The 24,544-nt window shown below is 67.5% G+C and carries 17 protein-coding genes; 3 read left to right on the plus strand and 14 right to left on the minus strand.

Annotated features, from left to right (window positions below; genetic code table 11):
- Positions 1-430: 430 nt before the first annotated feature.
- Positions 431-1,795 carry a hypothetical protein gene (locus tag AB0H21_RS04175; RefSeq protein ID WP_358511420.1) on the plus strand — a complete coding sequence of 455 codons (1,365 nt, stop codon included), beginning with the start codon at positions 431-433 and terminating at the stop codon, positions 1,793-1,795.
- A 160-nt stretch (positions 1,796-1,955) separates the two neighbouring features.
- Here AB0H21_RS04175 and AB0H21_RS04180 read toward each other — a convergent pair whose 3' ends face one another.
- The 6 genes from AB0H21_RS04180 to AB0H21_RS04205 form a co-directional block, all read right to left on the minus strand.
- Positions 1,956-3,059, minus strand: a complete 1,104-nt coding sequence (locus tag AB0H21_RS04180; protein ID WP_358511423.1) for a hypothetical protein — start codon at positions 3,057-3,059, stop codon at positions 1,956-1,958.
- 358 nt (positions 3,060-3,417) lie between these two features.
- Positions 3,418-4,956 (minus strand): hypothetical protein, encoded by a 1,539-nt coding sequence (locus AB0H21_RS04185; protein ID WP_358511426.1) that lies wholly within the window; start codon positions 4,954-4,956, stop codon positions 3,418-3,420.
- Between the two features lie 619 nt (positions 4,957-5,575).
- Positions 5,576-7,117 carry a hypothetical protein gene (locus tag AB0H21_RS04190; protein WP_358511429.1) on the minus strand — a complete coding sequence of 514 codons (1,542 nt, stop codon included), beginning with the start codon at positions 7,115-7,117 and terminating at the stop codon, positions 5,576-5,578.
- 594 nt (positions 7,118-7,711) lie between these two features.
- Positions 7,712-8,902 carry a hypothetical protein gene (locus AB0H21_RS04195; RefSeq protein ID WP_358511432.1) on the minus strand — a complete coding sequence of 397 codons (1,191 nt, stop codon included), beginning with the start codon at positions 8,900-8,902 and terminating at the stop codon, positions 7,712-7,714.
- 528 nt (positions 8,903-9,430) lie between these two features.
- A complete protein-coding gene (locus AB0H21_RS04200; RefSeq protein WP_358511434.1) occupies positions 9,431-10,627 on the minus strand; it encodes a serine protease in 1,197 nt (398 codons plus the stop codon).
- Between the two features lie 188 nt (positions 10,628-10,815).
- Positions 10,816-12,324 (minus strand): hypothetical protein, encoded by a 1,509-nt coding sequence (locus AB0H21_RS04205; protein ID WP_358511437.1) that lies wholly within the window; start codon positions 12,322-12,324, stop codon positions 10,816-10,818.
- A gap of 266 nt (positions 12,325-12,590) precedes the next feature.
- Between AB0H21_RS04205 and AB0H21_RS04210 the strand changes: the two genes are divergently transcribed.
- Complete coding sequence (locus AB0H21_RS04210; RefSeq protein ID WP_358511440.1) at positions 12,591-13,382, plus strand: SSI family serine proteinase inhibitor; 792 nt, start codon at positions 12,591-12,593, stop codon at positions 13,380-13,382.
- A 45-nt stretch (positions 13,383-13,427) separates the two neighbouring features.
- Here AB0H21_RS04210 and AB0H21_RS04215 read toward each other — a convergent pair whose 3' ends face one another.
- On the minus strand, positions 13,428-14,270 hold the full coding sequence (locus AB0H21_RS04215; RefSeq protein ID WP_358511443.1) for a L,D-transpeptidase: 843 nt from the start codon (positions 14,268-14,270) through the stop codon (positions 13,428-13,430).
- A gap of 262 nt (positions 14,271-14,532) precedes the next feature.
- Positions 14,533-15,858: an Ig-like domain-containing protein gene (locus tag AB0H21_RS04220; protein ID WP_358511446.1), complete on the minus strand. Its 1,326-nt coding sequence runs from the start codon at positions 15,856-15,858 to the stop codon at positions 14,533-14,535.
- 528 nt (positions 15,859-16,386) lie between these two features.
- On the opposite strand from AB0H21_RS04220, the gene AB0H21_RS04225 reads away from it, so the two are divergent.
- A complete protein-coding gene (locus AB0H21_RS04225) occupies positions 16,387-17,358 on the plus strand; it encodes a zinc-binding dehydrogenase (RefSeq protein ID WP_358511449.1) in 972 nt (323 codons plus the stop codon).
- A 222-nt stretch (positions 17,359-17,580) separates the two neighbouring features.
- On the opposite strand, the gene AB0H21_RS04230 is transcribed toward AB0H21_RS04225, so the two are convergent.
- The 6 genes from AB0H21_RS04230 to AB0H21_RS04255 all read right to left on the minus strand — a co-directional run bounded on the left by AB0H21_RS04230 (position 17,581) and on the right by AB0H21_RS04255 (position 24,532).
- Positions 17,581-17,868 (minus strand): hypothetical protein, encoded by a 288-nt coding sequence (locus tag AB0H21_RS04230; protein WP_358511451.1) that lies wholly within the window; start codon positions 17,866-17,868, stop codon positions 17,581-17,583.
- Positions 17,865-18,620: a helix-turn-helix transcriptional regulator gene (locus AB0H21_RS04235; RefSeq protein ID WP_358511454.1), complete on the minus strand. Its 756-nt coding sequence runs from the start codon at positions 18,618-18,620 to the stop codon at positions 17,865-17,867. Before AB0H21_RS04235 ends, AB0H21_RS04230 begins: the two co-directional genes overlap by 4 nt.
- On the minus strand, positions 18,617-19,411 hold the full coding sequence (locus AB0H21_RS04240) for a DUF4097 family beta strand repeat-containing protein (RefSeq protein WP_358511456.1): 795 nt from the start codon (positions 19,409-19,411) through the stop codon (positions 18,617-18,619). The genes AB0H21_RS04235 and AB0H21_RS04240 overlap by 4 nt, the downstream gene beginning before the upstream one ends.
- A gap of 139 nt (positions 19,412-19,550) precedes the next feature.
- Entirely contained in the window at positions 19,551-19,727 is a 177-nt protein-coding gene (locus tag AB0H21_RS04245; RefSeq protein WP_181871080.1) for a DUF6104 family protein, read from the minus strand.
- A gap of 115 nt (positions 19,728-19,842) precedes the next feature.
- A complete protein-coding gene (locus AB0H21_RS04250) occupies positions 19,843-23,553 on the minus strand; it encodes a multifunctional oxoglutarate decarboxylase/oxoglutarate dehydrogenase thiamine pyrophosphate-binding subunit/dihydrolipoyllysine-residue succinyltransferase subunit (protein WP_358511459.1) in 3,711 nt (1,236 codons plus the stop codon).
- Positions 23,554-23,866: 313 nt separating this feature from the next.
- Entirely contained in the window at positions 23,867-24,532 is a 666-nt protein-coding gene (locus AB0H21_RS04255) for a phenylalanine--tRNA ligase beta subunit-related protein (protein WP_358511462.1), read from the minus strand.
- Positions 24,533-24,544: the final 12 nt, after the last annotated feature.

Here is a 24,544-nt window from a genome sequence, read left to right on the forward strand (position 1 = left end):
GCTTCGACAAACTCGCCAGCCGCTACCTGGCCGGCGCCACCATCGGCTGCATGATGCTCTGGCTCCGCCAACTCGAATTGTCAGACACGCTCTAGGCCCGCCGCCCGTATCCACCTGACGAGGCCCGCCAGAGCGGCGGGCCTCGTTTCGTCATGCTTGCACCTGCCCGCGTCCTGGCTTGTGGTGGTTCACCCACGGGACGGATCACACGGGTCCCGACTTTCCCGTGGAAAAGGCTTGCCTTCGGCATGAGATAGCGCGACTGGGGTCAAGTCTCGGGAATTCCCGCGCGATGTCACGCATCGTGCTATAACAAAGACGCTCCGTCACCTGCCGGGTAAGGGCGTCCCCCAGCGCACAGACGCGCCGGGGGACGCGGCGGGCCGGAGCACCCGTGACCGTGCGCGTAGTTCTCGTGGGGACAAAAGCGATGCGACAACGTGAGCCCAACCTTCTCCTGCGGCACCTCATCGCCGAGGCGGACTTCTCCCACAAGGGGCTGGCCCGCAGGCTCAACGATCTCGGCGTCGTCCGCGGGCTCGCCGGGCTGAGGTACGACCACAGCTCGGTGCTGCGCTGGACGAGCGGCCAGCAACCGCGAGATCCGGTGCCGGCGCTGCTGGGGGAGATCTTCGCGCTGCGCCTCGGCAGACCGGTCACCCAGGAGGACCTCGGTATGGCGGGGGGAGCCACGTCCCTCGACCTCGGGCAGGAATTCACTCACTCGTGGCAGGAGGGTGTCGAGACGGTGACAGCACTATGGAGGGCGGACATGGAGAGGCGCAGGTTCCTCCTCGACTCCGCCTTCGCCGTCGGAGCGGGTTCCACAGGAGCCCTGCGATGGCTGACCCTTCCCATGGGGGCCACACCGCAGGCCGCCGGGCCCCGCAAGGTGGGCGCCCCCGACATCGCCGCGATCCGGGAGGTCACCCGGTCCTTCGGCGAGCTCGACAACCGTTTCGGCGGGGGGCGGGTGCGGGCGGCGGTCGTCAAATACCTCGATTCGTCCGTCGCGCCGATGCTCAAGGACGGCACATACGGCGAGGCGACCGGCAGGGCGCTGGCCTCCGCGGCGGCCGAGGTGACGCGCCTCGCGGGGTGGATGGCCTACGACCTGGAGCAGCACGGCCTCGCGCAGCGCCACCTCATTCAGGCGCTCAGCCTGGCGCGCGGCGCGGGCGACCACGGCTTCGGCGGGGAGATCCTCGCCGGCATGGCCCACCAAGCCATATATATAGGACAACCCCGGCACGCCCTCGACCTGGCCGGGGCGTCACAGCTCTCGGCCCGCCGCGCCGGCATCCCGTCCCTGCTGGCCGAGGCGTACGTCATGGAGGCCCACGCCCACGCGGCGCTCTCCGACGGCGCGGCCTGCGCGGCCGCGCTGCACGAGGCCGACCTCGCCTTCGACCGCCGTAACCCCGAGGACGAGCCCCAATGGATCCGCTACTTCGACGAGGCCTACCTCGCCGCCAAGTACGCCCACTGCTTCCGCGACCTCGGCGACGGACCGCAGGCCGTCCGGTACGCGCGCCGCTCCCTGGACATGGACGGGCGGTACGTCCGCGGGCGCATGTTCAACCTCTCGCTGCTCGCCTCGGCCCACGCCCTGTGCGGGGAGGCCGAGGCGGCCGGTCAGGCCGGCCAGGCCGCGCTCGACCTGGCGGGAGGTCTGCAGTCCGCGCGCACGCGGTCGTCCGTCGCCGACCTGCGCAAGCGGCTGAGACCGCTCGGCGAGGACGCCGGCGTGGCCGCGCTCATCGAGCGCACCCGGCACCTGGCCCCCGCCGCCTGAGGGCGCCCGGAACGCGCGAGCGGGGCCCGCGTAACCGAATACCGGCGGACCGAGAGAGTTGCGGGTGTTCGCCTGGACGAGAAAGGCCCGGCCGAAGCCGGGCCTTTCGTGCGTCGTCCGACGCCTCATGCGCTGCTCGGCCGGTCGCGGCCGAGCGGGCTCACTTGACCGGCTTGGCGATCGGGCCGGAGGCCAGGTTGCTGGCCAGGTTGTAGACGGCGTAGGTCTCGCTGTCGAAGTACGGCGAGGTCGCGAAGTCGTAGCGGTCGTTGCCGTCGGAGTCGCCGACGAGGCTCGTCACGCCGTTGATGTAGCCGAGCCGCTTGGTGCTGCTGTACTGCGTGATCCAGGGGCCGCCCGACGCGCCCGCGGTGAACGAGCACTTGACGGCGATCTGCGCCTCCGCCTTGAACGCCGAGGCCGCGCCCGCGGCGGAGGTCTTGCCGTAGCAGTACTTCGGCGTGTGGCCACTGTAGGGCTTGTCGCCGTCGGGGTGCGGGCCCGCGGGGTAGCCGAAGACGTAGACCGGCTGGCCGATCTTCTGGTTCCAGGCGAAGCCCTGGCCGCCGACGTTGTCGCCGAGACGGCCCGCGTCCTTCCACTCGGGCGACAGCCAGCTCTCCGCCGTCACGCCGTTGTAGACGGTGGCGAAGGCGTAGTCGCTGTCGAAGTCCTCGTAGTTGGCGAAGTCGAAGTGCGTGTAGGCGGACTTGCCGACGTAGATGCCCCAGGGAGCCTTGCCCTGGTAGTAGCCCGGGATGAAGATCCACTCGTCGAGGGTGTCGCGGTTGCCGTCGACGTCGTAGACGCAGTGCCCGGCGGTGGCGACCAGGTTGTGGTACTTGCCCTGGATGGAGGACCCCGAGCACCAGTACGGCTTGCCGTCGAGCATGAAGAACACCTTGCCGATGGTGCGCGGCAGGTTGACGTTCTTCACCTTGGTCGGGGTGACCTTCTCCTGGCCGATCGGCGGGACGACGCCGGTCTTGCCGTCGGGAGCGGCGTCCCCGCCGCCGAGCTTGATCTTGCCCTGCACGGCCGAGTTGTCGGTGAACTTCGCGGCCGCCTTGAGGAGCTTGCCGTTGCCGGCCGTCCAGGTCTTCACCGTCTTCAGAGCCGCAGCCTGGGTGGTGGCCAGGCCGTCGGACGCCGGGGCCGCGGCGGAGGAGGCGGCCGCGGCGGTGGTGAGGGATGCCGCGATCATGCCGGTGGCGATAGCCGCGCCACCGAGGGGAAGCACGAAGCGCTTGACTCGGGTGTTCAATGAGACTCCTTGGTCTGCCGCAGGAGTTGACTCCTGCCTCACTGGTCCCAAAAGGGACAGATGAAACCTATCGGTCTGACCATGAGCAACGTGCCGGGAAAAGTGATCGACCAGGTGGTCGTGGCACCTGGTTCCCGTGCCGCACGGGTGCCTGCCGTCCGGGGCGCTGCCTGGACACGTACAGGTGGAAACGGTCCAAAGACCCCGCCGTACGTGGGAAAACAGCCCCGCACCGCCGATGGAATGTGATGTAAATCACTTCCAACGGCGTTCAAGCGTCGACGTCAAACAGTGCAGGACCCGGCACGGATGCCGGGTCCTGCTGGTGCTACTGCTTGAGCTCTAGCTGGCTAGGACGTCAGGCCTTGGTGACGAAGTCACCGTCGCCGGCGACGATCTTGCCGGACCAGAGGTTGGCGGCGGCCTTGTAGATCGCGTAGGTCTCGCTGTCGAAGTACGGCGAGGTGGCGAAGTCGATGCGGCCGTTGGCGTCGGCGTCGCCGATGAGGCTGGTGACACCGTTGATGTAGCCGAGACGCTTGGTGTTCGTGTACTTCAGGACCCAGGGGCCACCGGAGGAGCCGGCGGTCATGGAGCACTTGAGGCCGATCTGCGCCTCCGCCTTGAAGGCGGCGGCGGGCTTGGCGGCGAAGGTCTTGCCGTAGCACCACTTCGGCGTGACACCGGTGAACGGCTTGTCACCGTCGGGGTGCGCGGCCGCGGGGTAGCCGAAGACGTAGACCGGCTGGCCGATCTTCTGGTTCCAGGTGAAGCCCTGGCCACCCACGTTGTCACCCAGGCGACCGGCGTCCTTGTACAGGACCACGGTGTAGACGGTCTTGTAGTAGTCGACCTGGCTCTTGACCGCGTAGTCCTGGTAGTAGTGCGTGATGATGAACGCACCCTGGTCGGTCGACTTGGCGCCCGGGCCGTCGTACTTGTTGTAGGTCGTCTCGTCGACGATCTCCGTGGTGACCGGCTTGACCTTGGACTTGTGGTAGTTCTTGTCGTCGGCGGCGGAGTTGTCCCACTGCTCCTTGGTGACTTCCTTGGTCGCGGTCGCCGCGCCGTCGGTGCCCCAGGGAACGACGACCTCGGGAGCGCCCGGGATCGGCTTGGTCCACCCGTCGGAAGACTCCTTGCCGCCGTGGTTCTTGAGGGCGGCGTCGAACTCTTCCTTGGTGATCTTGACGTCCTTGGCGGACTTGCTGCCCTGCCACTTGTCGTAGGTCTCCTTGGAGACCTGCTTGGCACCGGCGTAGGTGTAACCGTTGTAGACCGTGACGAAGGCGTAGTCGCTGTCGAAGTCCTCGTAGACCGCGAAGTCGTAGTGGGTGTAGGCGGCCTTACCGACGTAGACGCCCCACGGGGCCTTGCCCTGGTAGTAGCCCGGGACGAAGACCCAGTTGTCCAGAGCGCCGTTCTGGATGCCCTCGTCGAACACGCAGTGCCCGGCGGTCGCGACCAGGTTGTGGTACTTGCTCTGGATCGAGGACGCGGAGCACCAGTACTCCTTGTCGCCGATCGTGAAGAAGACCTTACCGATGGTCTTCGGCAGGTTGATGTTCTTCACCTTGGTCGGCGCCAGCTTCTCCTGGCCGATCGGCGGGACCACGCCGGCCTTGCCGTCGGGGGCCGCGTCGCCACCACCGAGCTTGACCTTGCCCGACTGCTGCGCGTTGTCGGTGTACTGCGTGGCGGCCTTGAGGTTCGCACCACCGTTCGCGGTCCAGTAGTTGCCGATCTTCTGCGCCTCAGTGGCGGAAGCCAGGCTGACGACCTTCTTGGCCGGAGCGGTCGCGGCGTTGGCCGAGGTGACCAGGGTGGCGCCGATCATGCTGGTGGCGGCGATGGCACCGCCCAGAGGGAGGGCGAGACGCTTGACTCGGGTGTTCAAGGAAACTCCTTGGGCTGTCGTGGAACGCAATCGGCGTCCCATGCGTCAGTAAAGGGATAGCTAGGACCATACAGAGAAGATCTTGGACTGTGTGCTCCATTCGGGCTGAATTTTGACGCTCGCCCCGGCGTGACCTTTTCGTGACCATCCAGAGTGGATCTTCTTGGCGTGCCCAAGATCGAGCGCAGGCCGCTTCCTCGCAGATCAGGATGGGTATGTCCCCTATGGGTCCGATGTGACCGATGTGAACCTCTCGGTTCCGCCGGGCGGGGCAGTGTGACGCAGATCACATCGATCGAAGGGAGCCAAATCGGCCCCTCGCTACGTCTAAAGTCCTCCGCTCCCGAGTCGATCTCTCCGGGCACGGGTGCCACGATCTTGTTCCGGCCCTCGGGACGCCCTCAGGGCGCCCGTGTGGCCGTCCGCGGGCCTTTCCGTGATGCTCTCGACGCTTCGGACACGAGGGCGCTCTTCCGCGTACGCCGCGGGCGTCCGGGAACTGCCGGTGGCGGGCCTTGATCACGGGGTTCCGCGCGACGATTCCCCCGGAAACGCCAACAGGGCCCGGCACGAATGCCGGGCCCTGCTAGGTGGAACTGTGCTCTAGCTGGCTAGAACGTCAGGCCTTCTTCACGAAGTCGCCGTCGGAGGCGACGATCTTGCCGGACCAGAGGTTGGCGGCGGCCTTGTAGATCGCGTAGGTCTCGCTGTCGAAGTACGGCGAGGTCGCGAAGTCGATGCGGCCGTTGCCGTCGGCGTCGCCGATGAGGCTGGTGACACCGTTGATGTAGCCGAGACGCTTGGTGTTGCTGTACTTCAGGATCCAGGGGCCACCGGAGGAGCCGGCGGTCATGGAGCACTTGAGGCCGATCTGCGCCTCCGCCTTGAACGCGGCGGCGGGCTTGGCGGCGAAGGTCTTGCCGTAGCACCACTTCGGCGTCACACCGGTGAAGGGGGTGTCGCCGTCGGGGTGCGCGGAGGCGGGGTAGCCGAACGCGTAGACCGGCTGGCCGATCTTCTGGTTCCAGGTGAAGCCCTGGCCACCCACGTTGTCGCCGAGACGACCGGCGTCCTTGTAGTACTCGACGGCGTAGACGGTCTTGTAGTAGTCGACCTGGCTCTTGACCGCGTAGTCCTGGTAGTAGTGCGTGATGAGGAACGCACCCTGGTCGGTCGACTTGGCGCCCGGGCCGTCGTACTTGTTGTAGGTCGTCTCGTCGACGATCTCCGTGGTGACCGGCTTGACCTTGGACTTGTGGTAGTTCTTGTCGTCGGCGGCGGAGTTGTCCCACTGCTCCTTGGTGACTTCCTTGGTCGCGGTCGCCGCGCCGTCGGTGCCCCAGGGAACGACGACCTCGGGAGCGCCCGCGATCGGCTTGGTCCACCCGTCCGAGCTCTCCTTGCCCCCGTGGTTCTTGAGGGCCGCGTCGAACTGTTCCTTGGTGATCTTGACGTCCTCGGCCTCCTTGTAACCCTGCCACTTGTCGTAGGTCTCCTTGGAGACCTGCTTGACACCGGCATAGGCGTAACCGTTGTAAACGGTCACGAAGGCGTAGTCGCTGTCGAAGTCCTCGTAGACCGCGAAGTCGTAGTGGGTGTAGGCGGCCTTGCCGACGTACACGCCCCACGGAGCCTTGCCCTGGTAGTAACCCGGGACGAAGACCCAGTAGTCCAGAGCGCCGTTCTGGATGTTCTCGTCGAACACGCAGTGCCCGGCGGTGGAGACCAGGTTGTGGTACTTGCTCTGGATCGAGGAAGCCGAGCACCAGTACTCGTTCTCGCCGATGAGGAAGAAGACCTTGCCGATGGTCTTCGGCAGGTTGATGTTCTTGATCTTCGCGGTGACCTTCGGCTCGCCGCCGATCGGGGGAACCACGCCGGCCTTGCCGTCGGGGGCCGCGTCGCCGCCGCCGAGCTTGATCTGGCCCTTCTGCTGCGACTTGTCGGTGTACTGCGCGGCGGCCTTGAGGTGGGCGCCACCGTTCGCGGTCCAGAACTGGCCGACCTTCTGCGCCTGGGCGGAGGAGGAAGCCATCGACACGACCTTCTTGGCCGGGGCGGTGGTGGCGCTGGCGGTGCCGACCAGGGTCGCACCGATCATGCTGGTGGCGGCGATGGCGCCACCCAGCGGCAGAACGAGACGCTTCACACGGGTGTTCACAAGGAACTCCTTGGTCTGGACGTGGAACGCATCCTGCGCTCCATGCGTCAGTAAAGGGATAGCCAGGAAGATACAGAGAAGATCTTGGACTCGGAAACCGGAATCCGAGGAAATTTTGATCTTCAGTGTCGCGTGACCGTTCCGTGACTTTTGTAAGGCTCCTCTAAGATTCGGCGTTCTTGCGACTTGTCTGATCGTCGATGCAGATCAGTCAAGGCTTGTGGCAGATGTGTCGAATGTGGTGTGTGCGGGTGATTGCCCGCGGTGACGATCGCAGTGTGATACACATCACATCGCTCCGAGGGAGCCATCCCAGTGACCGGCTACGTCTAAGGCGCTTGCGGATGCCCGGAACCCCTGCAAAAGCGCCGATTTAGGTCGTGCCGTTAGGGCCGGAATCGGACCCGCGCAAACCCCGCCCTCTTCCCGTGCGACCCCCACGCCGTTCTCCCCGCGCCCTGTCCGGACGCGAGAATCCCCGCCGGACTCCGGGTCCGGACACGAAAACAGGGCCCGGCACGAATGCCGGGCCCTGCTCAGTCCCTTTACAACCCTCGGCTCACCGGAGCGAGGAGCTCCGGCTCACCGGAAGTTTCAGGCCTTCTTCACGAGCTCACCGTTGGAGGTGACGATCGAGCCGGACCAGAGGTTGGCGGCGGCCTTGTAGATCGCGTAGGTCTCGCTGTCGAAGTACGGCGAGGTCGCGAAGTCGATGCGGCCGTTGCCGTCGGCGTCGCCGATGAGGCTGGTGACACCGTTGATGTAGCCGAGACGCTTGGTGTTGCTGTACTTCAGGATCCAGGGGCCACCGGAGGAGCCGGCGGTCATGGAGCACTTGAGGCCGATCTGCGCCTCCGCCTTGAAGGCGGCGGCCGGGGCGGCGGCGAAGGTCTTGCCGTAGCACCACTTCGGCGTCACACCGGTGAAGGGGGTGTCGCCGTCGGGGTGCGCGGCCGCGGGGTAGCCGAAGACGTAGACCGGCTGGCCGGGCTTCTGGTTCCAGGTGAAGCCCTGGCCACCCACGTTGTCACCGAGACGACCCGCGTCCTTGAACACCGCGACGTAGTAGTTTTCGCCCCGGGTGGACTTCAGCGGGCTCTGCCAGTTGTCGTAGGTCTCCTTGTCGACCTGCTTGATGCCACCGAAGGAGATGCCGTTGTAGACGGTGACGAAGGCGTAGTCGCTGTCGAAGTCCTCGTAGACCGCGAAGTCGTAGTGGGTGTAGGCGGCCTTGCCGACGTACACGCCCCACGGAGCCTTGCCCTGGTAGTAACCCGGGACGAAGACCCAGTAGTCCAGAGCGCCGTTCTGGATGTTCTCGTCGAACACGCAGTGCCCGGCGGTGGCGACCAGGTTGTGGTACTTGCTCTGGATGGAGGAAGCCGAGCACCAGTACAGGTTGCCGTCGGCCACGAAGAAGACCTTACCGATGGTCTTCGGCAGGTTGATGTTCTTGATCTTCGCGGTGACCTTCGGCTCGCCGCCGATCGGGGGAACCACGCCGGCCTTGCCGTCGGGGGCGGCGTCGCCACCACCGAGCTTGACCTTGCCCGACTGCTGCGCGTTGTCGGTGAACTGCGCGGCGGCCTTGAACTTGGCACCACCGTTGGCGGTCCAGAAGTCGCTGACCTTCTGCGCCTCGGCGGCCGAGGAAGCCATCGACACGACCTTCTTGGCCGGGGCGGTGGTGGCGCTGGCGGTGCCGACCAGGGTGGCGCCGATCATGCTGGTGGCGGCGATGGCGCCACCCAGCGGCAGGGCGAGACGCTTGACTGCGGTGTTCAAGGGGGAACTCCTTGGTCTGGCGTGGGGCGCTCCAGCGCCCCATGCGTCAGGAAAGGGATAGCCAGGAAGATAGCGGGATCTACCGGCCGCGCAACGGGCGTGCGGCGATCTGGTCGGCCGTCGTTTCGATCGAGATCTTTTCGTGACCATTGCCGCTCGTGGGCGCTCACAGTCAACTCTCATGATTCTCTGGCCCTTTGCCCAGATGGGGGGTGTAAGTCGCACCTGACCAGCGTTTTTTATACGTTGTACGGGATTGACTGACACGCTCCGTCACCGCGATCGACTGTGACGTAAATCACTCGATTCGATGGAACCGGGAAGCGGTGAAATTCCGTCCCTTGACTGGATCCGCGTCACGGTGAGGTCTCGACCGCTCCGCCCCGAAGAGATCCCGAACCGACGCTCGGACGGATGCGCGCGGGCCCGCGTGTCGCGTGACGGATGGCTGACTCTCCCCCCGCCAGGACGCGAAAAAGGCCCGGACAGGATGCCGGGCCCTCTCGGAATCTGGGACGATCCGCGCGGTCAGTCGGTCTTCTGCCGGGCCGCGTAGGAGTACACGAGATACGTCGCCGTGTTGAAGAGCGGGGACGAGATCGCGTCGTTGCGGCCGTCGCCGGCCAGGGTGTAGGTCAGGCTGGTCACGCCGTTGAGGTACCCGATGCGCCGCGTGTTGTCGTACTTGATCAGCCACGGGCCTCCGCTGGCCCCGGCCGTGAACGCGCAGCCCTTGAACAGGACGCCCTGGTCCAGCTCCCACTTCGGCGCGGCTAGCTTGCTGGTGGCCTTCGTGGCGCACGACTCCATCGTCCGGCCGGTGTAGGGACGGGTCCCGTCCGGCTGCTGGCCGGCCGGGTAGCCGAACGCGTACGCCGCGACGGTGAACCCGCGGTTCCAGGCGAAGCCCTGCCCTCCGACGCGGTTCTCGAGCCGGCCGGTGTCCACGGTCTTGTAGACCGGCTGGCCCTTGGCGTCCTTCTTGACCTGCCCCTTGGCGTCCTTGTCGACGTCCCAGCGGTAGCCGTTGTGGACAGTGACGAAGGCGTAGTCGTAGTCGTAGTCGCCCGTGGCCGCGTACTTCTCGTTGAGGTGCAGCGTGTGGCCGACGTAGATGCCGTACGGGGTCGCGCCGTCGGCGTAGGAGGGGATGAACACCCAGTACTGGACGGGCTTCTCGTTCTTGACGTCGTAGGCGCAGTGCCCCGCGGTGGCGACGACGTTGCCGTACTTGGAGTGCACCGACGAGGCCGAGCACCAGTACTCGGCGTCACCGTTGCGGAAGAACACCTTGCCCACGGTCGGCGGGAGGTTCACGTTCTTGGACTTGGAGACCTTCGCCGCCGTCTTCGGGGGAATCGAACCTTCGAGGGAGGTCGTCGTCGTGCCCGTCCCCGACGTGAGCGCGCCGGTGGACCTGGACGCGGCCGGTGTCGCGGAGGCGCTCGCGGTGCCGGTGGCCTGCGGGCTTGCCGTGGCGGTGCTCGTCGCGGCGGTCCTGGGCGCGTAGCCGTTGGCGTGCTTGAGCCGGTCCGGCGTCCACCAGTCGACGACCTTCTGCATGTCCGCTTCACTCTGCGCCAGGGGGACGGACGTGATGCCGGCGGGCGCCGTCTGATGTGAGGCCCGCGCCTCGACAGGCCCCGCGCCGGCGGACATGATCACGCACGCGGCCGTGAGCGCGCCGCTGAGAGTGAGCGCGATCCGCTTCGCTCGGGGTGGCATTTCGTACCTTCCGGGGTCAGAAGTGTGCAGACAATAGTGAAGGGCGATTTTTCCAGATCAACTACTTTCAGCACAGTACTTGGCCGACCTGGATTCACTTCGTTATCGGACGCCCCACCGATCATCGCGGCGTCGGGCCGGTAGGGGGCCGGATCGTACCCGGGCCCCCTACCTTGCCGTGGTTCGCGTCAGCTCGTCGTAAGCTTCCCGGTCCACAGGTTGGCCGCGTACTTGTAGATGCCGTACGTGTCGCTGTTGAAGTACGGCGTGGTGATCCGGTCGTACCGCTTGTTGCCGTCGGTGTCGAGCGTCAGGCTCACGACGCCGTTGACGTAACCGGTCCGCTTGGCGTTGGAGTACTGGATCAGCCAGGGACCGCCGGTCGCACCGGGGGTGAAGGCGCACTTGATGGCCAGCTGCTCTTCCGCCTTGTACTTCGCGACGGCCGGTGCGGCGCCCGCCTGGCCGTAACACCACTTCATCGTCTCGCCGGTGTAGACCTTGTCGCCATCGAGGTGCGCGGAGGTCGGGTAGCCGAAGCTGAAGTACTTCGACTTCGTGCTCCGGTTCCACGTGAAGCCCTGGCCGCCGACGTTGTCGCCGAGACGGCCCGCGTCCTGGAAGGTCCGGATGTGGAAGACGGTCTTGTAGTACTTGACCGCCGTCGACTCCTGCACCCAGTACTTCACGAAGTAGTGGGTGATGGTGTAGGCAGAGTCGACGATCTTCTTGTAGCCGGGGCCGGTGTACTTGTTGTACGTGACCTCATCGACGATCTCCGTGGAGGTCTTGGAGGGCGCCTTGGAGTAGTTGACCTTGGCGTTCCAGGCCGGAGCCTTGTCGTAGTCCTCCTTGCTGACCTCCTTGAGGACCTTCTTGCCGCCCTTGGTCCCCCAGGGCATGACGATCTCGGTGCCGGTGCTCTTCGACCACGCGTCGGCGGTCTCACCGCCCTTCTCGTCGTACTTCTTCTGGTACTCCTCCTTGGAGATCTCCTCGTCATTCGCCCACTTCGGACCCTTGTAGGCGTCATAGGTGGTCTTGTCGACGATCTTCTCGCCGGTCTGCTTCACGCCGTTGTAGACGTTGACGAAGGCGTAGTCGTAGTCATAGTCCTCGTAGACGGTGAAGTCGTCATGGAGGTTGACCTTCGCGCCGACGTAGATGCCCCACGGCGCCTTGCCCTGGTAGTAGCCGGGGATGAAGACGAAGTTGTCGACGTACTTGTTCTTGTCGGTGTCGTAGACACAGTGGCCCGCGGTGGCGACAAGGTTGTGGTACTTCGACTGGATCGACGTACCGGAGCACCAGTACGGCTTGCCGTCGACCTGGAAGAACACCTTGCCCACGTTGGTCGGGAGGTTGATGTTCTTCGACGAGCCGGCGGTCTTGCCGCCGGCGCCCTGCGGGGCGATCGAACCGGCCTTGCCATCGGCGGAGGCCTTCCGCGTGCTCGCCTTCATCTTGCCGGAGAGCGAGGAGTCCTCGAGGTAGCTCTTCGCGGACTTGAGCTTGCCGGCGGTCCAGGACCCCGCGATGGCCTTCGCGTCGGTCCCGTTCGCCAGCGAGCCGGACTTCACCGGGGAGGGCTTGGCCTGCGCGCTCGCCGCGGTGGTGGTGAGGGTCGCGCCGATCATGCCGGTGGCGATGAGGGCACCACCGAGAGGGAGGATCAGGCGCTTGGCTCGGGTGTTCATTGAGCTCCTTCTATGTCATGGGATGCCCGGGAAGGTCCCATGCGTACGTAAAGAGACTCATCGACCGTACTCCGGCGATCTTGACAACCATCCCCAAACCGGACAAATGCGGCTGTCCGTTATCTGGTTGTTATAAAAGTGCGGGAACCGGAGAGATACCTGGTACGTCGAATTCTGCTCATTCGGCAGGATTCGGCGCGAGATCGGCAAACACACACACGAGGGGGGCGGCGACGGCTCGACGTCCTGCTGGATAGGGGATTCCGATGGGACGACCGCGCATGGGCCTGACCCGACCGATCATCGTCGTGGGCGCCGTGGCGACCCTCAGCCTGACGGTGGTTGCGACCGTGACCCTCGGCGCCGTGGGAGCTCTCTTCCCCCCTGCCCCGCCGGACGCGGTCACGTCCGGCCGCACCCCGGACGCCATATCCCCCGGAATCCCACCGGACGAACACCTCGGCACCGCGCCCCACGCCCCCACCGATACCGAACCGGACGAACACCACCGCGCCGCGCCGGACGTCGAGTCGCCGGACGGACGTGCCGGCGCCGCGCCCGACGTCGAGTCGCCCGGTGGGCCGCCGGACGGCACATCGTTCGGTGATACCCCGCGGAACCGCCTCGCGCCGAACGACCCCATGGCGCCCCCGGCCGCACCGGGGAGCGCGGCGCTCCCGTCCGCTTCGGCGTTCCACCCGTTCCCCGGCGGACCGCCGTCCCGCTCCGGCGCCCACGCGAAGGGAATCAGTCGCGCGCTCCTGCTGACGCTCGCCCGAGGCGAGTCCGTCACCCCCGCCGACCGGATCGCCTTCCTCCAGTGCGGCCCCGCCGGAGGCACCCACCCTCGTGCCTCCGAAGCCTGCCGCCTCCTCGACCCCGTCGGAGGCGACATCACCGACCTCCGCCCCTCCCGCGACACCAACTGCACAAAGGAATACGAACCCATCACCGTCTCCGCCTCCGGCCTATGGGACGGCAATCACCTATGGTTCGAGCGCACATTCGGCAACCGCTGCGAACTCAACGCTTACACCGCAGCCGTTTTCAACTACTGACCGTGGGTGAGGTTCTGGGGGCTGTGTGTGGCGCCGGCGCCTCGGTTATTTGGTGATGATGATCAGGCTGCCGAGGGGGATCTTCGCTATGGCGTCTAGGCCGGCTTTGGGGAGGCGGACGCAGCCGTGGCTTACGGCTTTGCCGAAGACGCCCTTGTCGGGCCAGCCGTGGATGCCGATGGTGCCGGGGCCGCCGTCGTAGGTCTCCAGCTTCTCGGAGTGCATGCCGAGCGGGAGGATCACCGGGCTGTAGTCGACGTCGGACGGGGACAGCGACGCGAGCAGGAAGGTGCGGCCGACCGGGGTCGGGGTCTCCTTGGTGCCGATGGCCACTGGCCAGGAGCCGGTCTCCTGCCCGTCCTTGAGCAGGGTGAGGCGGCGTGAGGTCAGGTTGACGTGGACCTGGTACGGGCTGCGGGTCTGCTTGGTCTTGCCGTCGCCGGTGTGGATCCAGCCCGTGGAGCCGTTGGGCCTGCTCGGAAGGAGCACCCGCACCCATTTGGGGCGGCTCTCGATCACTGGGAGCCAGGTGGGGTCGTCGAGCTGGGTTGTCGGCAGCACGCCGATCGGCGGGCCGCCGGGCTCGGCGTACACGATCTTGGATTTCTCCGGGTGTACCAGCAGACCGTCGCCGGCGGCGAACGGCTGCGGGTCGGGCTGGGCCTTGGGGATCTTCGTCCACGTCGTCGAGTGGGGGAGCGCGGCCCGCTGCTTGGCGGTCAGCTTGACCGGCGCGACAGGCGGGGCGGGTGGAGCCGCGGGCTTGGCGAGTTCGCGGTCGACCTTGCGGTTGGTGAGGACCACCAGCAGGGCGAGGCCCGCGAGTGCGGCGGTGACCGCGGCGATGAGGACGACGGTGGCGCGCGCGGATCGACGGCGAACGGACATGGGACCCCCGGGAAGTACTGGCTCCTGGATGCGGTTGTTCGGCGGCGGTTTCCGGATGCTCGGACGGACGAGGCGGCCCAGGCCGGGGAACGGCTGGTCCATGTGGTCGTACGGGGGTGTGGGCCGTGGTCGGTGGTGGGCTGACGGCGGGTGCGGGGAGCGGGCTGAGGGCCCGCCCGTGGGTCGGGCGGGCCCTAGAGGACGTCCGGACCGTCGGTCACGAACTCCGGATTCGGTTGATCAAGACGTCCGGGCCGGTTTGTCAGCCGGTGACGGCGAAGTGCTGGACCGGCTTCACGTAGTGGTGCTTCTTGTGGTGGAACTTCTTGTACGGCTTGTAGTGCTTGTAGTGCTCGTGGTGGCGGTGCTCAGGAACCCACCGGTGGTGCCGGCTGTCCCAGTGCGAGCGGTGACCGCCGCCGTGGTCGAAGAAGCCCTCGACGTGACGGCGGATGCCCCGGTCGATCAGCGTGACGTGGTTGTTCTCCCTGTGCCACCTGTCGCACAGCCTGTGAATCCGGTCCCTCCGGTGCCTCTCGCGCCTGGAGTTCCCGAAATCGTCGTCGTCGTGGTGGTGGTGCCGGAAGTGGCGGCACACGTGCTCGAGGTCATCGTGGTCGTGGTGGCGGATGCCGCTGGGCTCGTCATCCTCTTCCTCGTCGTCGTCATCCTTGTCCTTGTCCCAGGACTTGTGCTCCTTCTTCTTCTCCTCCTCCTTCTTCTTCCAGTCGTCGCGCTTCTTCTTCTCGTCTTCGTGCTTCTTCTTCCAGTCTTCGTGCTTCTTCTTCTCTTCCTCCTCCTTCTTCATCCAGTCCTCGTGCTTCTTCTTCTCGTCCTCGTCTTCGTGCTTCTTCTTCCACTCCTCGTGCTTCTTCTTCTCGTCTTCGTGCTTCTTCATCCAGTCTTCGTGCTTCTTCTTCTCGTCTTCGTGCTTCTTCATCCAGTCTTCGTGCTTCTTCTTCTCTTCCTCCGCCTTCTTCTTCCACTCCTCGTGCTTCTTCTTCTCCTCTTCGTCCCTCTCCTTCTTCTTCTTCCATTCGTCCCTGTCCTCGACCCTCTGGATCAGCACGGGCGACGTGCTGGGGTCGAACGAGGCGTTGCCCTGGTAGAAGGCGGTGATGTTGTGGAACCCATCGTCCATGCTTGAGGTCGAGTAGGCCGCCTGCCCCGTCGCTTCGAGCGGGGCGCTGCCGAGCTCCTTGGAGCCGTCACGGAAGACGACGGTGCCCGTGGGAATGATGTTGGTGCCGGTCGCCCGCACCGTGGCGGTGAAGGTGACCGAGTGCCCCTTCGAGGAGGGGTTCTGGGACGAGGTCAGCGTGGTGTTGGTCGAGATCTGCCGGCGGACGGTGACGACGAATCCCGTCTTCACGGGGCTGGACGGAAGCAGGGACGCTGCCTTCGCGCCTTGCGGCGCCTGGATCGCGTACGCGCTGCCGGGAGTGGCGGCGAGTACGCCGACCGCGAGAGCGCCCGTGAGAGCTGCCGTCAGCCATGAACGACCGACATTACGTTGGAGAGACCGTGAGTGACCGACGTCTTTCATAAAGCGGTCCTTTTCTTTTTGCAGTTCAAAGTAAAGGAGCACCTCGATGCTGGCGCGCCTGCATGACCGACCCTACTCACGGTCGACCTCAATACCGTTGTCCGACATGCGGGAGATTCGCGCGAGCGGTGACTTAATTGCAAAAAACAGAAGGTTGCTACGCGTCCATTTTTCGTGATAAGTCGGGCGGAGGGTCGCGCATCTCCGCAGGCGGGAAGCCCTGTCGTAGCGGAGAAAATGTGCCGGTGAAGATCGGCGCGGGCGTGTCCAGCGAATCCGGTCGCACCCCGGAAAATTTTTCTCGGACGGCGTGTCGGGGCGCCGGTGTGTCATTCTTTGGCGGTCGTCGCGGCCTTGCTCCGGCAACCGCCGCCGACGTAGATGATCAACGGAAATAGGTGCATTGTGAGCCATGGCCGCTATTAGCGAATTCGCGGTGATCTATACCTTTGCGGCCGGGGGCGTACGCGGGAACCGGTTCGGGGTCGCGGAGAGCCCAGGGCATGCCGAGGTCGCGGGGAGCCCGGGGGATGCCGGGGTCGCGGGGAAGGCGGGGGATAGGGTTCCGCCATGTTCGCCGTAACGTGCACAGCCACCGACCCCGACAACCCTCTCGCCGGGCTCGCCCTCGGCGAGCACCCCGAGCCGGTGGTCCCCGACGGGTGGACCACGGTGACCGTCCGGGCGGCCGCGCTCAACCACCACGACCTGTGGACGCTGAAGGGCGTCGGCATCCGCCAGGACCGTCTGCCCATCGTCCTCGGCTGCGACGCCGCCGGGGTCGACGAGGACGGCAACGACGTCATCGTCCACTCGGTGATCGGAACGCCCCTCCACGGGGACGAGACCCTGGACCCGAAGCGCTCGCTGCTCTCCGAGGTCCACGACGGTACGTTCGCGGACAAGGTGGCGGTGCCGCGCGGCAACCTCGTGCCGAAGCCCGCCGCGCTGTCGTTCGAGGAGGCCGCGTGCCTGCCCACGGCGTGGCTCACCGCGTACCGCATGCTGTTCGAGAAGTCGGGCCTGGAGCCGGGCTCCACCGTGCTGGTCCAGGGCGCGGGCGGCGGGGTGGCCACCGCGCTGATCGCGCTCGGCCGGGCGGGCGGCTACCGCGTCTGGGCGACGAGCCGCTCGGAGGAGAAGAGAGCCAGGGCACTGGAGCTCGGCGCCGACCAGGCGTTCGCCACAGGGGCGCGCCTGCCCGAGCGGGTGGACGCCGTGATGGAGACCGTGGGCCAGGCGACCTGGGAGCACTCGCTGAAGTCGCTGCGTCCCGGCGGCAGGATCGTCGTCTCCGGCGCGACCAGCGGCGCGGTGCCCCCGGCGGACCTGCAGCGCGTGTTCTTCCTGCAGCTTTCGGTGGTCGGGTCCACCATGGGGACGCGGGAGCAGCTCGGGCGGCTGGCCAGGTTCATGGAGCAGACGGGCGTGCGCCCGGTCGTGGACCGGGTGCTGCCGCTGACGCGGGCCCGGGAGGGGTTCGCGGCGCTGGACGAGGGCGAGGTCTTCGGGAAGATCGTCTTCACCGGCTCGGCGTCCTGAGCGAGGGAAGTGGCCTCCGGACGGCACGTCGAAGCCCGTCCGGCCGTGCCGTCCGGAAGCCGAATATGAACAACCGGTCGCCGGGCATGCCGGTGCCGACTTGTGGGTTCGGGTTCCTCTCCATGGCGGTGCCGACGAACCTTCACCGGTCACCCACCGTAATGGGCTACCGGGGCCTCAGACCTGCTTTTCACCGTATCGACACCGAATGATCGGCAACGGTCAGGCCGCCAGTCGGCGAAGGGGCCTGGAGCGGCGGGGGGACGGCGGGCCGGCCGCCGCGGGCGGGGAATCGGCCGGTCCGAAAGAGGCCTCGGCGACGGCGCGAGCGACGGCCGGGGCCTCGGGGACGGCGCGGACGACGGCCGGTGCGGCGGCGGTGGCCGCGCGGACCTCGATCCCGTCCGCCGGCGTCACGCGGAGGGGTTCTGCCGGGCCCGCGAGCGGCGCGTCCCCGGATCGCGGGCCCGCGCGCAGGAGCGGCGGGCGGAACCCGTAGAAGATCATCATCGGAGCGCGGACCGGATGCGGGTGGCGGCCTCGTACAGCGCGTCCTGGGCCGTGGCCAGCGCCTCCTCGGTCACCGAGGACGCCGCCGCCGCGCCGCGGATCTCCTCGACGAACTCGGCGAGCATCTGCCCGAGCTCCGCGTCGCGGTCGCGGGAGCCGCGGCCCTCCCAGGTGTCGCCCCAGACGCCGCGCAGCCAGTCGTCCTTCCAGCGCTGGGACTCCTCTTTCCAAGCCCGCTTCTGGCGCGCGAACTCCTGCTTCTGCTCCTGCCAGGCGTGCTTCTGCTCGCGCCACGCCCGCCGGTACTCCTCCCGGGCCGAACGCAGGTCCTGGCGGGCCTCGCGCTCGTCCTCACGGGAGTTCTGGCGGACCTCCCGCGCCATCTGGGTCAGCTCGTCGCGCAGGGAGCGGACGGTGTCGCGCACGTCCTCCTTGACCTCGCGCGCGATGTCGCGGACCGACTCGGAGATCTCCTGTTCGAGCTCGGCGAGCTCGTCCATGCGCGCCTCCAGCTCGGCGCGCCCCTTGCCGGTGATGGTGAAGACCTTCTTGCCGTCCACGACCTCGTGGGTGACCAGGCCTTCCTCCTCCAGCCGGGCGAGCCGGGGGTAGATCGTGCCGGGCGAGGGGGAGTACACGCCGAGGAAGCGGTCCTGCAGGAGGCGGATCACCTCGTAGCCGTGCCGCGGGCTCTCCTCCAGCAGCTTGAGCAGGTAGAGCCGGAGGCGTCCATGGGCGAAAACGGGACTCACTGGTCTCTCCTCAGAAGCGTCACATCGGCGGACACCGTGGTGGCCGACAGCGAGGCCATGCCCCCGCCGAGCCGGCCGGACACCGACTTCAACCCGGGGAAGCTGGACTTGCCGAGGCCCGGGAACGAGCTGTGCAGGCGGCCGGACGCCGAGCGCAGCGTCACGTCGCCGTCGGTCTCGCCGGGCAGGCGGACGACGATGGCGCCCGACACGCTGTTCAACGTCACGTGCCCCGTGGGGGTGAGTTCGAGGTCGGCGGTGATGCGGCCGGACACCGTGTTGACGCGCAGGCGCCGGGGCGTGCCCGCCGCGACGGTGAGCTCGCCGGCGACGCTCGTGAACGACAGGTCGCCGGCCAGGCCGCGGCTCTCGACGGCCCCGGAGACGGTCTCGGCCTCGATCTCGCCGCTCACCCCGTCGAGGACGATCTCGCCGGAGACGCTCTTCACGTTGGTGCGGTTCTCGAAGCCGGCCACCACGGCGGACGCGGAGATCACGCCCGCCTGGACCGGGCAGTCCTTCGGGACGGTCAGCGTGACCGTGGCGGCGCGCCGCCCGGGGCGCAGCCACCCGAGGATGCCGTCCCAGGTGAGGTCCTTGTAGGCCACGGTGAGGCGGCCGTTCTCGTCGTGCTCGACCAGGAGCGGCGGAGGGTCGATGTCGCTGACCTCCAGGCTGGGAGGACCGTCGCTGGCCAGCACGGCGAGGCGGCCCGCGACGATGCGGACGTCCAGCGCGCTCACGGCGTCGAACGTCAGTTGCTCTGGCTTATCGATGGTCCATGTGGGCATGGCCGGCCTCGCCCCTTCGACGGTGTTCCACGGCTAGCTTCCACTAGACACGATATATCGCGTACTCGTCAAACTCAAGATGTATCGCGTTACGCGTTCCGGTGGCCGCCCGAGCCGTCCAGGAAGAATCCGGCGGTCGTCAGTCGTCCTCGTCGTCGAGGCGGGCGAGCCAGGTGGCCAGGCGCTCGACGGGCGTCTCGAACTCGGGGTTCAGGTCGACGAACTCGCGCAGCCGCTCGGCCAGCCAGCCGATGCCGACCTCCTCCTCGCCGCGCCGCTCGACCAGCTCTTCGATACCCCTGTCGGTGAAATACATCGCATCTCCAGGCCATGACCAGACATAAGGGGAAGTCCCCCACAGAACCGCCTGTGGGGGACTTCCATTTCCGATGAAACCGCCGGTGGACGGGCCCGCGCGGGGCCCGCGGCCACTAGCCCAGGCTCTCGGCGATGATGTGCTCCAGCTCGGCGTCGTGCGCGGCGTGCGAGCCCACCGCCGGGGAGGAGTTGGCCGGACGCGAGACCCGCCGCAGCCCCCGGCCCCCGAGCAGGCCGGGCTCCTCGGTGAGCTTGAGCGCGAGGTACGGCCACGGGCCCATGTTGATCGGCTCGTCCTGCGCCCAGACCAGCTCGGTGTCCAGGCCGTAGCGCGACAGCTCGGTCCGCAGTTCCTCGGCCGGGAACGGGTAGAGCCGCTCCAGCCGGACGATCGCGACGTCCGTGCGCCCCTGCTTGTCGCGGGCCGCCGCCAGGTCGTAGTACACCCGGCCCGAGCACAGCACCACGCGCCGCACGCCCGAGGGGTCGACCGTGGAGTCGCCGATGACCGGCCGGAACGCGCCCGAGGTGAACTCGGCCGTCGCCGACGCCGCCGCCCGGAGCCGCAGGAGCGACTTCGGCGTGAAGACGACCAGCGGACGGTGGCGGTTCGACAGCACCTGCCAGCGCAGCAGGTGGAAGTAGTTCGCCGGGGTGCTCGGCTGCGCGACCGTCATGTTGTCCTGCGCGCAGATCTGCAGGAACCGCTCGATGCGAGCCGAGGAGTGGTCCGGGCCCTGGCCCTCGTAGCCGTGCGGCAGCAGCAGCACGACCGAGGAGCGCTGGCCCCACTTCTGCTCGCCCGACGAGATGAACTCGTCGATGATCGACTGCGCGCCGTTGGCGAAGTCGCCGAACTGCGCCTCCCAGGCCACCAGGGCGTCCGGCCGCACGACGCTGTAGCCGTACTCGAAGCCCATGGCCGCGAACTCCGACAGCAGGGAGTCGTAGACGTAGAACTTCGTGGTGCCCTCGTTGAACGCCTTGAGCGGGGTGTGCTCCTCGCCGGTGACGCGGTTGACCAGCACGGCGTGCCGCTGGCCGAACGTGCCGCGGCGGGAGTCCTGCCCGACGAGGCGGACCGGGTGGCCGTCGATCAGCAGCGAGCCGAAGGCCAGGGCCTCGCCCATCGCCCAGTCGATCTGGTCCTCGGTGACCATCTGGCCGCGGCGCTGGAGCAGCGGGGCCAGGCGCGGGTGGACGGTGAAGCCCTCCGGCAGCGTGAGCTGCGTCTCGACGACCCGCTTGATCACCTCTTCGGAGATGCCCGTCGGGGTGTCGTCGTGCGACCACGGGACGACCTCGCCGGGGGCGGGCTTGACGACCGCGCCCGGCTCCAGGGGCCGCTTCCCGGCCTCGCGCGTCTCGGTGAACGCGCGCTCCAGCTGCTCCTGGTAGTCGCGCAGGGCCTGCTCGGCCTCCTCGACCGTGATGTCGCCCCGGCCGATCAGCGCCTCGGTGTACAGCTTGCGGATCGACCGCTTGGCGTCGATCAGGTCGTACATCAGCGGCTGGGTGAAGCTCGGGTTGTCGGTCTCGTTGTGGCCGCGGCGGCGGTAGCAGATCAGGTCGATGACGATGTCCTTGCGGAACGTCTGGCGGTACTCGTACGCCAGCCGGCCAACGCGGACCACGGCCTCGGGGTCGTCGCCGTTGACATGGAAGATCGGCGCCTGGATCATGCGCGCGACGTCGGTGGCGTACACGCTGGACCGCGACGAGGCGGGCGAGGTGGTGAACCCGACCTGGTTGTTGACCACGACGTGGACGGTGCCGCCGGTGCGGTAGCCGCGCAGCTGCGACAGGTGCAGCGTCTCGGCCACGACGCCCTGGCCGGCGAAGGCCGCGTCGCCGTGCACCAGCACGGGCAGGACGGTGAAGCCTTCCTCGCCGCGCTCCAGAAGGTCCTGCTTGGCGCGGACCACGCCCTCCAGGACGGGGTCGACCGCCTCCAGGTGGGAGGGGTTGGCCACGACCGAGGCCGCGATCTTGTTGCCGTTGGGGGCCGTGAAGTCGCCGGACGCGCCGAGGTGGTACTTCACGTCGCCCGAGCCGTGGGCGCTGCGCGGGTCGAGGTTGCCCTCGAACTCGCCGAACACCTGGGCATAGGACTTACCGACGATGTTGGCGAGGACGTTCAGCCGGCCGCGGTGGGCCATGCCGATCACGACCTCGTCGAGGTGCTCGTCGGCCGCCGCGGAGATCACCGAGTCGAGCAGCGGGATCAGCGACTCGCCGCCCTCCAGCGAGAAACGCTTCTGCCCGACGTACTTGGTCTGCAGGAACGTCTCGAACGCCTCGGAGGTGTTCAGCCGGCGCAGGATGTTGAGCTGCTCCTCGCGGCTGGGCTTGGCGTGCGGCTTCTCGACCCGCGCCTGGATCCAGGCCCGCTCCTCGGGGTTCTGGATGTGCATGTACTCGATGCCGACCGTGCGGCAGTACGAGTCGCGCAGGACGCCGAGGATGTCGCGCAGCTTCATCAGCGGCTTGCCGCCGAAGCCGCCGGTCGCGAACTCGCGCTCAAGGTCCCACAGCGTCAGGCCGTGCGACTTGATGTCGAGGTCGGGGTGCTTGCGCTGGTTGTACTCGAGCGGGTCGGTGTCGGCCATGAGGTGGCCGCGCACGCGATAGGCGTGGATCAGCTCGATGACGCGGGCCGACTTGGCGACGTCGTCGTCGTGGCTGGCCGAGATGTCCGCGACCCAGCGCACCGGCTCGTACGGGATGCGCAGCGCCTGGAAGACCTCGTCGTAGAAGCCGTCCTCGCCGAGCAGGAGCCGGTGGATGTTGCGCAGGAAATCGCCGGACTGGGCGCCCTGGATGATGCGGTGGTCGTAGGTGCTGGTCAGCGTCATGACCTTGCTGACCGCGAGCCGGTTGAGCGTCTCGGGGGAGGCGCCTTGGTACTCGGCGGGGTACTCCATCGCGCCGACGCCGATGATCGTGCCCTGGCCGGGCATGAGACGCGGGACGGAGTGGACCGTGCCGATCGTGCCGGGGTTGGTCAGGCTGATCGTGGTGCCCGCGAAGTCGTCGACGCCGAGCTTGCCGGCCCTGGCCTTGCGGACGATCTCTTCGTACGCCATCCAGAACTGGCGGAAGTCGAGCGTCTCGGCGTTCTTGATCGAGGGCACGAGGAGCTGGCGGGTGCCGTCGCTCTTCTGCACGTCGATGGCCAGGCCCAGGCCGACGTGGGCAGGCTTGACCAGGGTCGGCTTGCCGTCGATCTCGGCGTAGGAGTGGTTCATGTCCGGCATGGCCGCGAGCGCCTTGACGATCGCGAAGCCGATGAGGTGGGTGAACGACACCTTGCCGCCGCGGCCGCGCGACAGGTGGTTGTTGATGACGATCCGGTTGTCGATCAACAGCTTGGCCGGGACGGCGCGCACGCTGGTGGCCGTCGGGACGGTCAGGCTGAGGTCCATGTTGGCGGCCGTGCGGGCCGCGGCGCCGCGCAGGCGCACTTCCTCGGCCTCGGCCGGGACCGCGACGGCGGGCTTGGCCTTCGGGGCCTGCTCGGACTGCGGGGGAGGTGCCGGAGTCGTCTTGGGCGCCTTGGGGGCGGCCTTGGCCGGTGCGGCCTCGCGTGCCGGAGCCGCCGTGGCGGTGGACGGAAGAGCGGCCTCGGCCGTCTCGCCGTTGACACCGCCCGGCACCGGGACGCGGCTCGTACCGGAATCGGGGTTGTAGTCAGCGAAGAAGTTCCACCAGGCACGGTCCACAGACTCCGGGTCCTGGAGGTACTTCTGATACAGCTCGTCGACAAGCCACTCGTTCTGGCCGAAGTTGGCCAGCGGGTTTGTCCGTGACGACTCAGACGACACGGCGGAAATCGCCCTCTTCCGCAGATCGGCGTTGTTGAAATGAGGAACCTGTCCAAGGCTACTCGCCCAAATAGGTGGCGTGTGCGCTCTCGGGCGGGCTCACCGCCCGATCATCCCAGGACCGTTCAAACTGGTCACGCCCGGGTAGTCCGTCCGGGGGGTGAGGTCATGCTCACCTCGGAGGTGAGGTTCCTGCCACGGAGTCGCCAAGGCTTGGCCGGCGGCGCCGCGACCATGGGCGGGCGGGGGTCGTGAGGGCCCGCCACGTCTCATTCCATGATACGCGGCGTCTCACCATGGAGGGGAACCTTTTCTAGGAGGGGCCCACCAGGCGGGACTCGATCCGCACGCCCGGGGTGATCTCGCGCAGGCGGGCGACCAGCTCGTCCCCGGCCGCCGACAGCTCGTCCGCCGGCATCGGCGCGAGCCGCTCCAGCAGGAACAGCGCGTCGGTGGTGGCCTCGGTGATGCGGGTGCGCACGCACTGCCGCCAGTTCCACCGGCGGCAGGTGACCCCGCGGTCGTCCCGCCAGGCGACCTCGCCGATCTCGGGGTGGTCGACGACGATCTCGCCCTTGTCCATCGCGTCGAACGGCTCCTCGCCGGTCGCGCGGACCAGCCGGGCCGTGCCCTCGTAGTGCCCGAGGTCCTCGCCGCCGATGGGCAGGACGTGCCGGACGCTGACCGCGTTGTACGCGTCCACGACGAGATTGATCTCGGGCAGGGGGAGGCGGCGCACCAGGGCGTCCACGGACGGGCGCGTGCGCTGCGGCTTGGCGCCGAACGACCGGTAAGCGTCCTGCCAGGCGGCGATGTTCTCGTGCGACGGCTCCACGGCCGCGGCCGCCGCCTCGGCGAGCCACGCGCGGGAGCGGTCGTCGGAGGGGCCGTTGACCAGCCCGTACGCGCCGATCACGAGCACGCGGAAGTCCGGGCGCAGGTCGGTCACGGCCTCGTCCACCCAGATGGCCTCGATCATGCGCCTACCCTA

Source organism: Sphaerisporangium sp. NPDC051011 (assembly GCF_040653595.1).
Taxonomy (GTDB): Bacteria; Actinomycetota; Actinomycetes; order Streptosporangiales; family Streptosporangiaceae; genus Sphaerisporangium.

Coding starts and splice junctions, on each gene's coding strand:
- AB0H21_RS04210 (WP_358511440.1), top strand. CDS start 12,591: ATGGGACGACCGCGCATGGGCCTGACCCGACCGATCATCGTCGTGGGC.
- AB0H21_RS04175 (WP_358511420.1), top strand. CDS start 431: ATGCGACAACGTGAGCCCAACCTTCTCCTGCGGCACCTCATCGCCGAG.
- AB0H21_RS04205 (WP_358511437.1), bottom strand. CDS start 12,324: ATGAACACCCGAGCCAAGCGCCTGATCCTCCCTCTCGGTGGTGCCCTC.
- AB0H21_RS04230 (WP_358511451.1), bottom strand. CDS start 17,868: ATGATGATCTTCTACGGGTTCCGCCCGCCGCTCCTGCGCGCGGGCCCG.
- AB0H21_RS04215 (WP_358511443.1), bottom strand. CDS start 14,270: ATGTCCGTTCGCCGTCGATCCGCGCGCGCCACCGTCGTCCTCATCGCC.
- AB0H21_RS04245 (WP_181871080.1), bottom strand. CDS start 19,727: ATGTATTTCACCGACAGGGGTATCGAAGAGCTGGTCGAGCGGCGCGGC.
- AB0H21_RS04255 (WP_358511462.1), bottom strand. CDS start 24,532: ATGATCGAGGCCATCTGGGTGGACGAGGCCGTGACCGACCTGCGCCCG.
- AB0H21_RS04225 (WP_358511449.1), top strand. CDS start 16,387: ATGTTCGCCGTAACGTGCACAGCCACCGACCCCGACAACCCTCTCGCC.
- AB0H21_RS04200 (WP_358511434.1), bottom strand. CDS start 10,627: ATGCCACCCCGAGCGAAGCGGATCGCGCTCACTCTCAGCGGCGCGCTC.
- AB0H21_RS04240 (WP_358511456.1), bottom strand. CDS start 19,411: ATGCCCACATGGACCATCGATAAGCCAGAGCAACTGACGTTCGACGCC.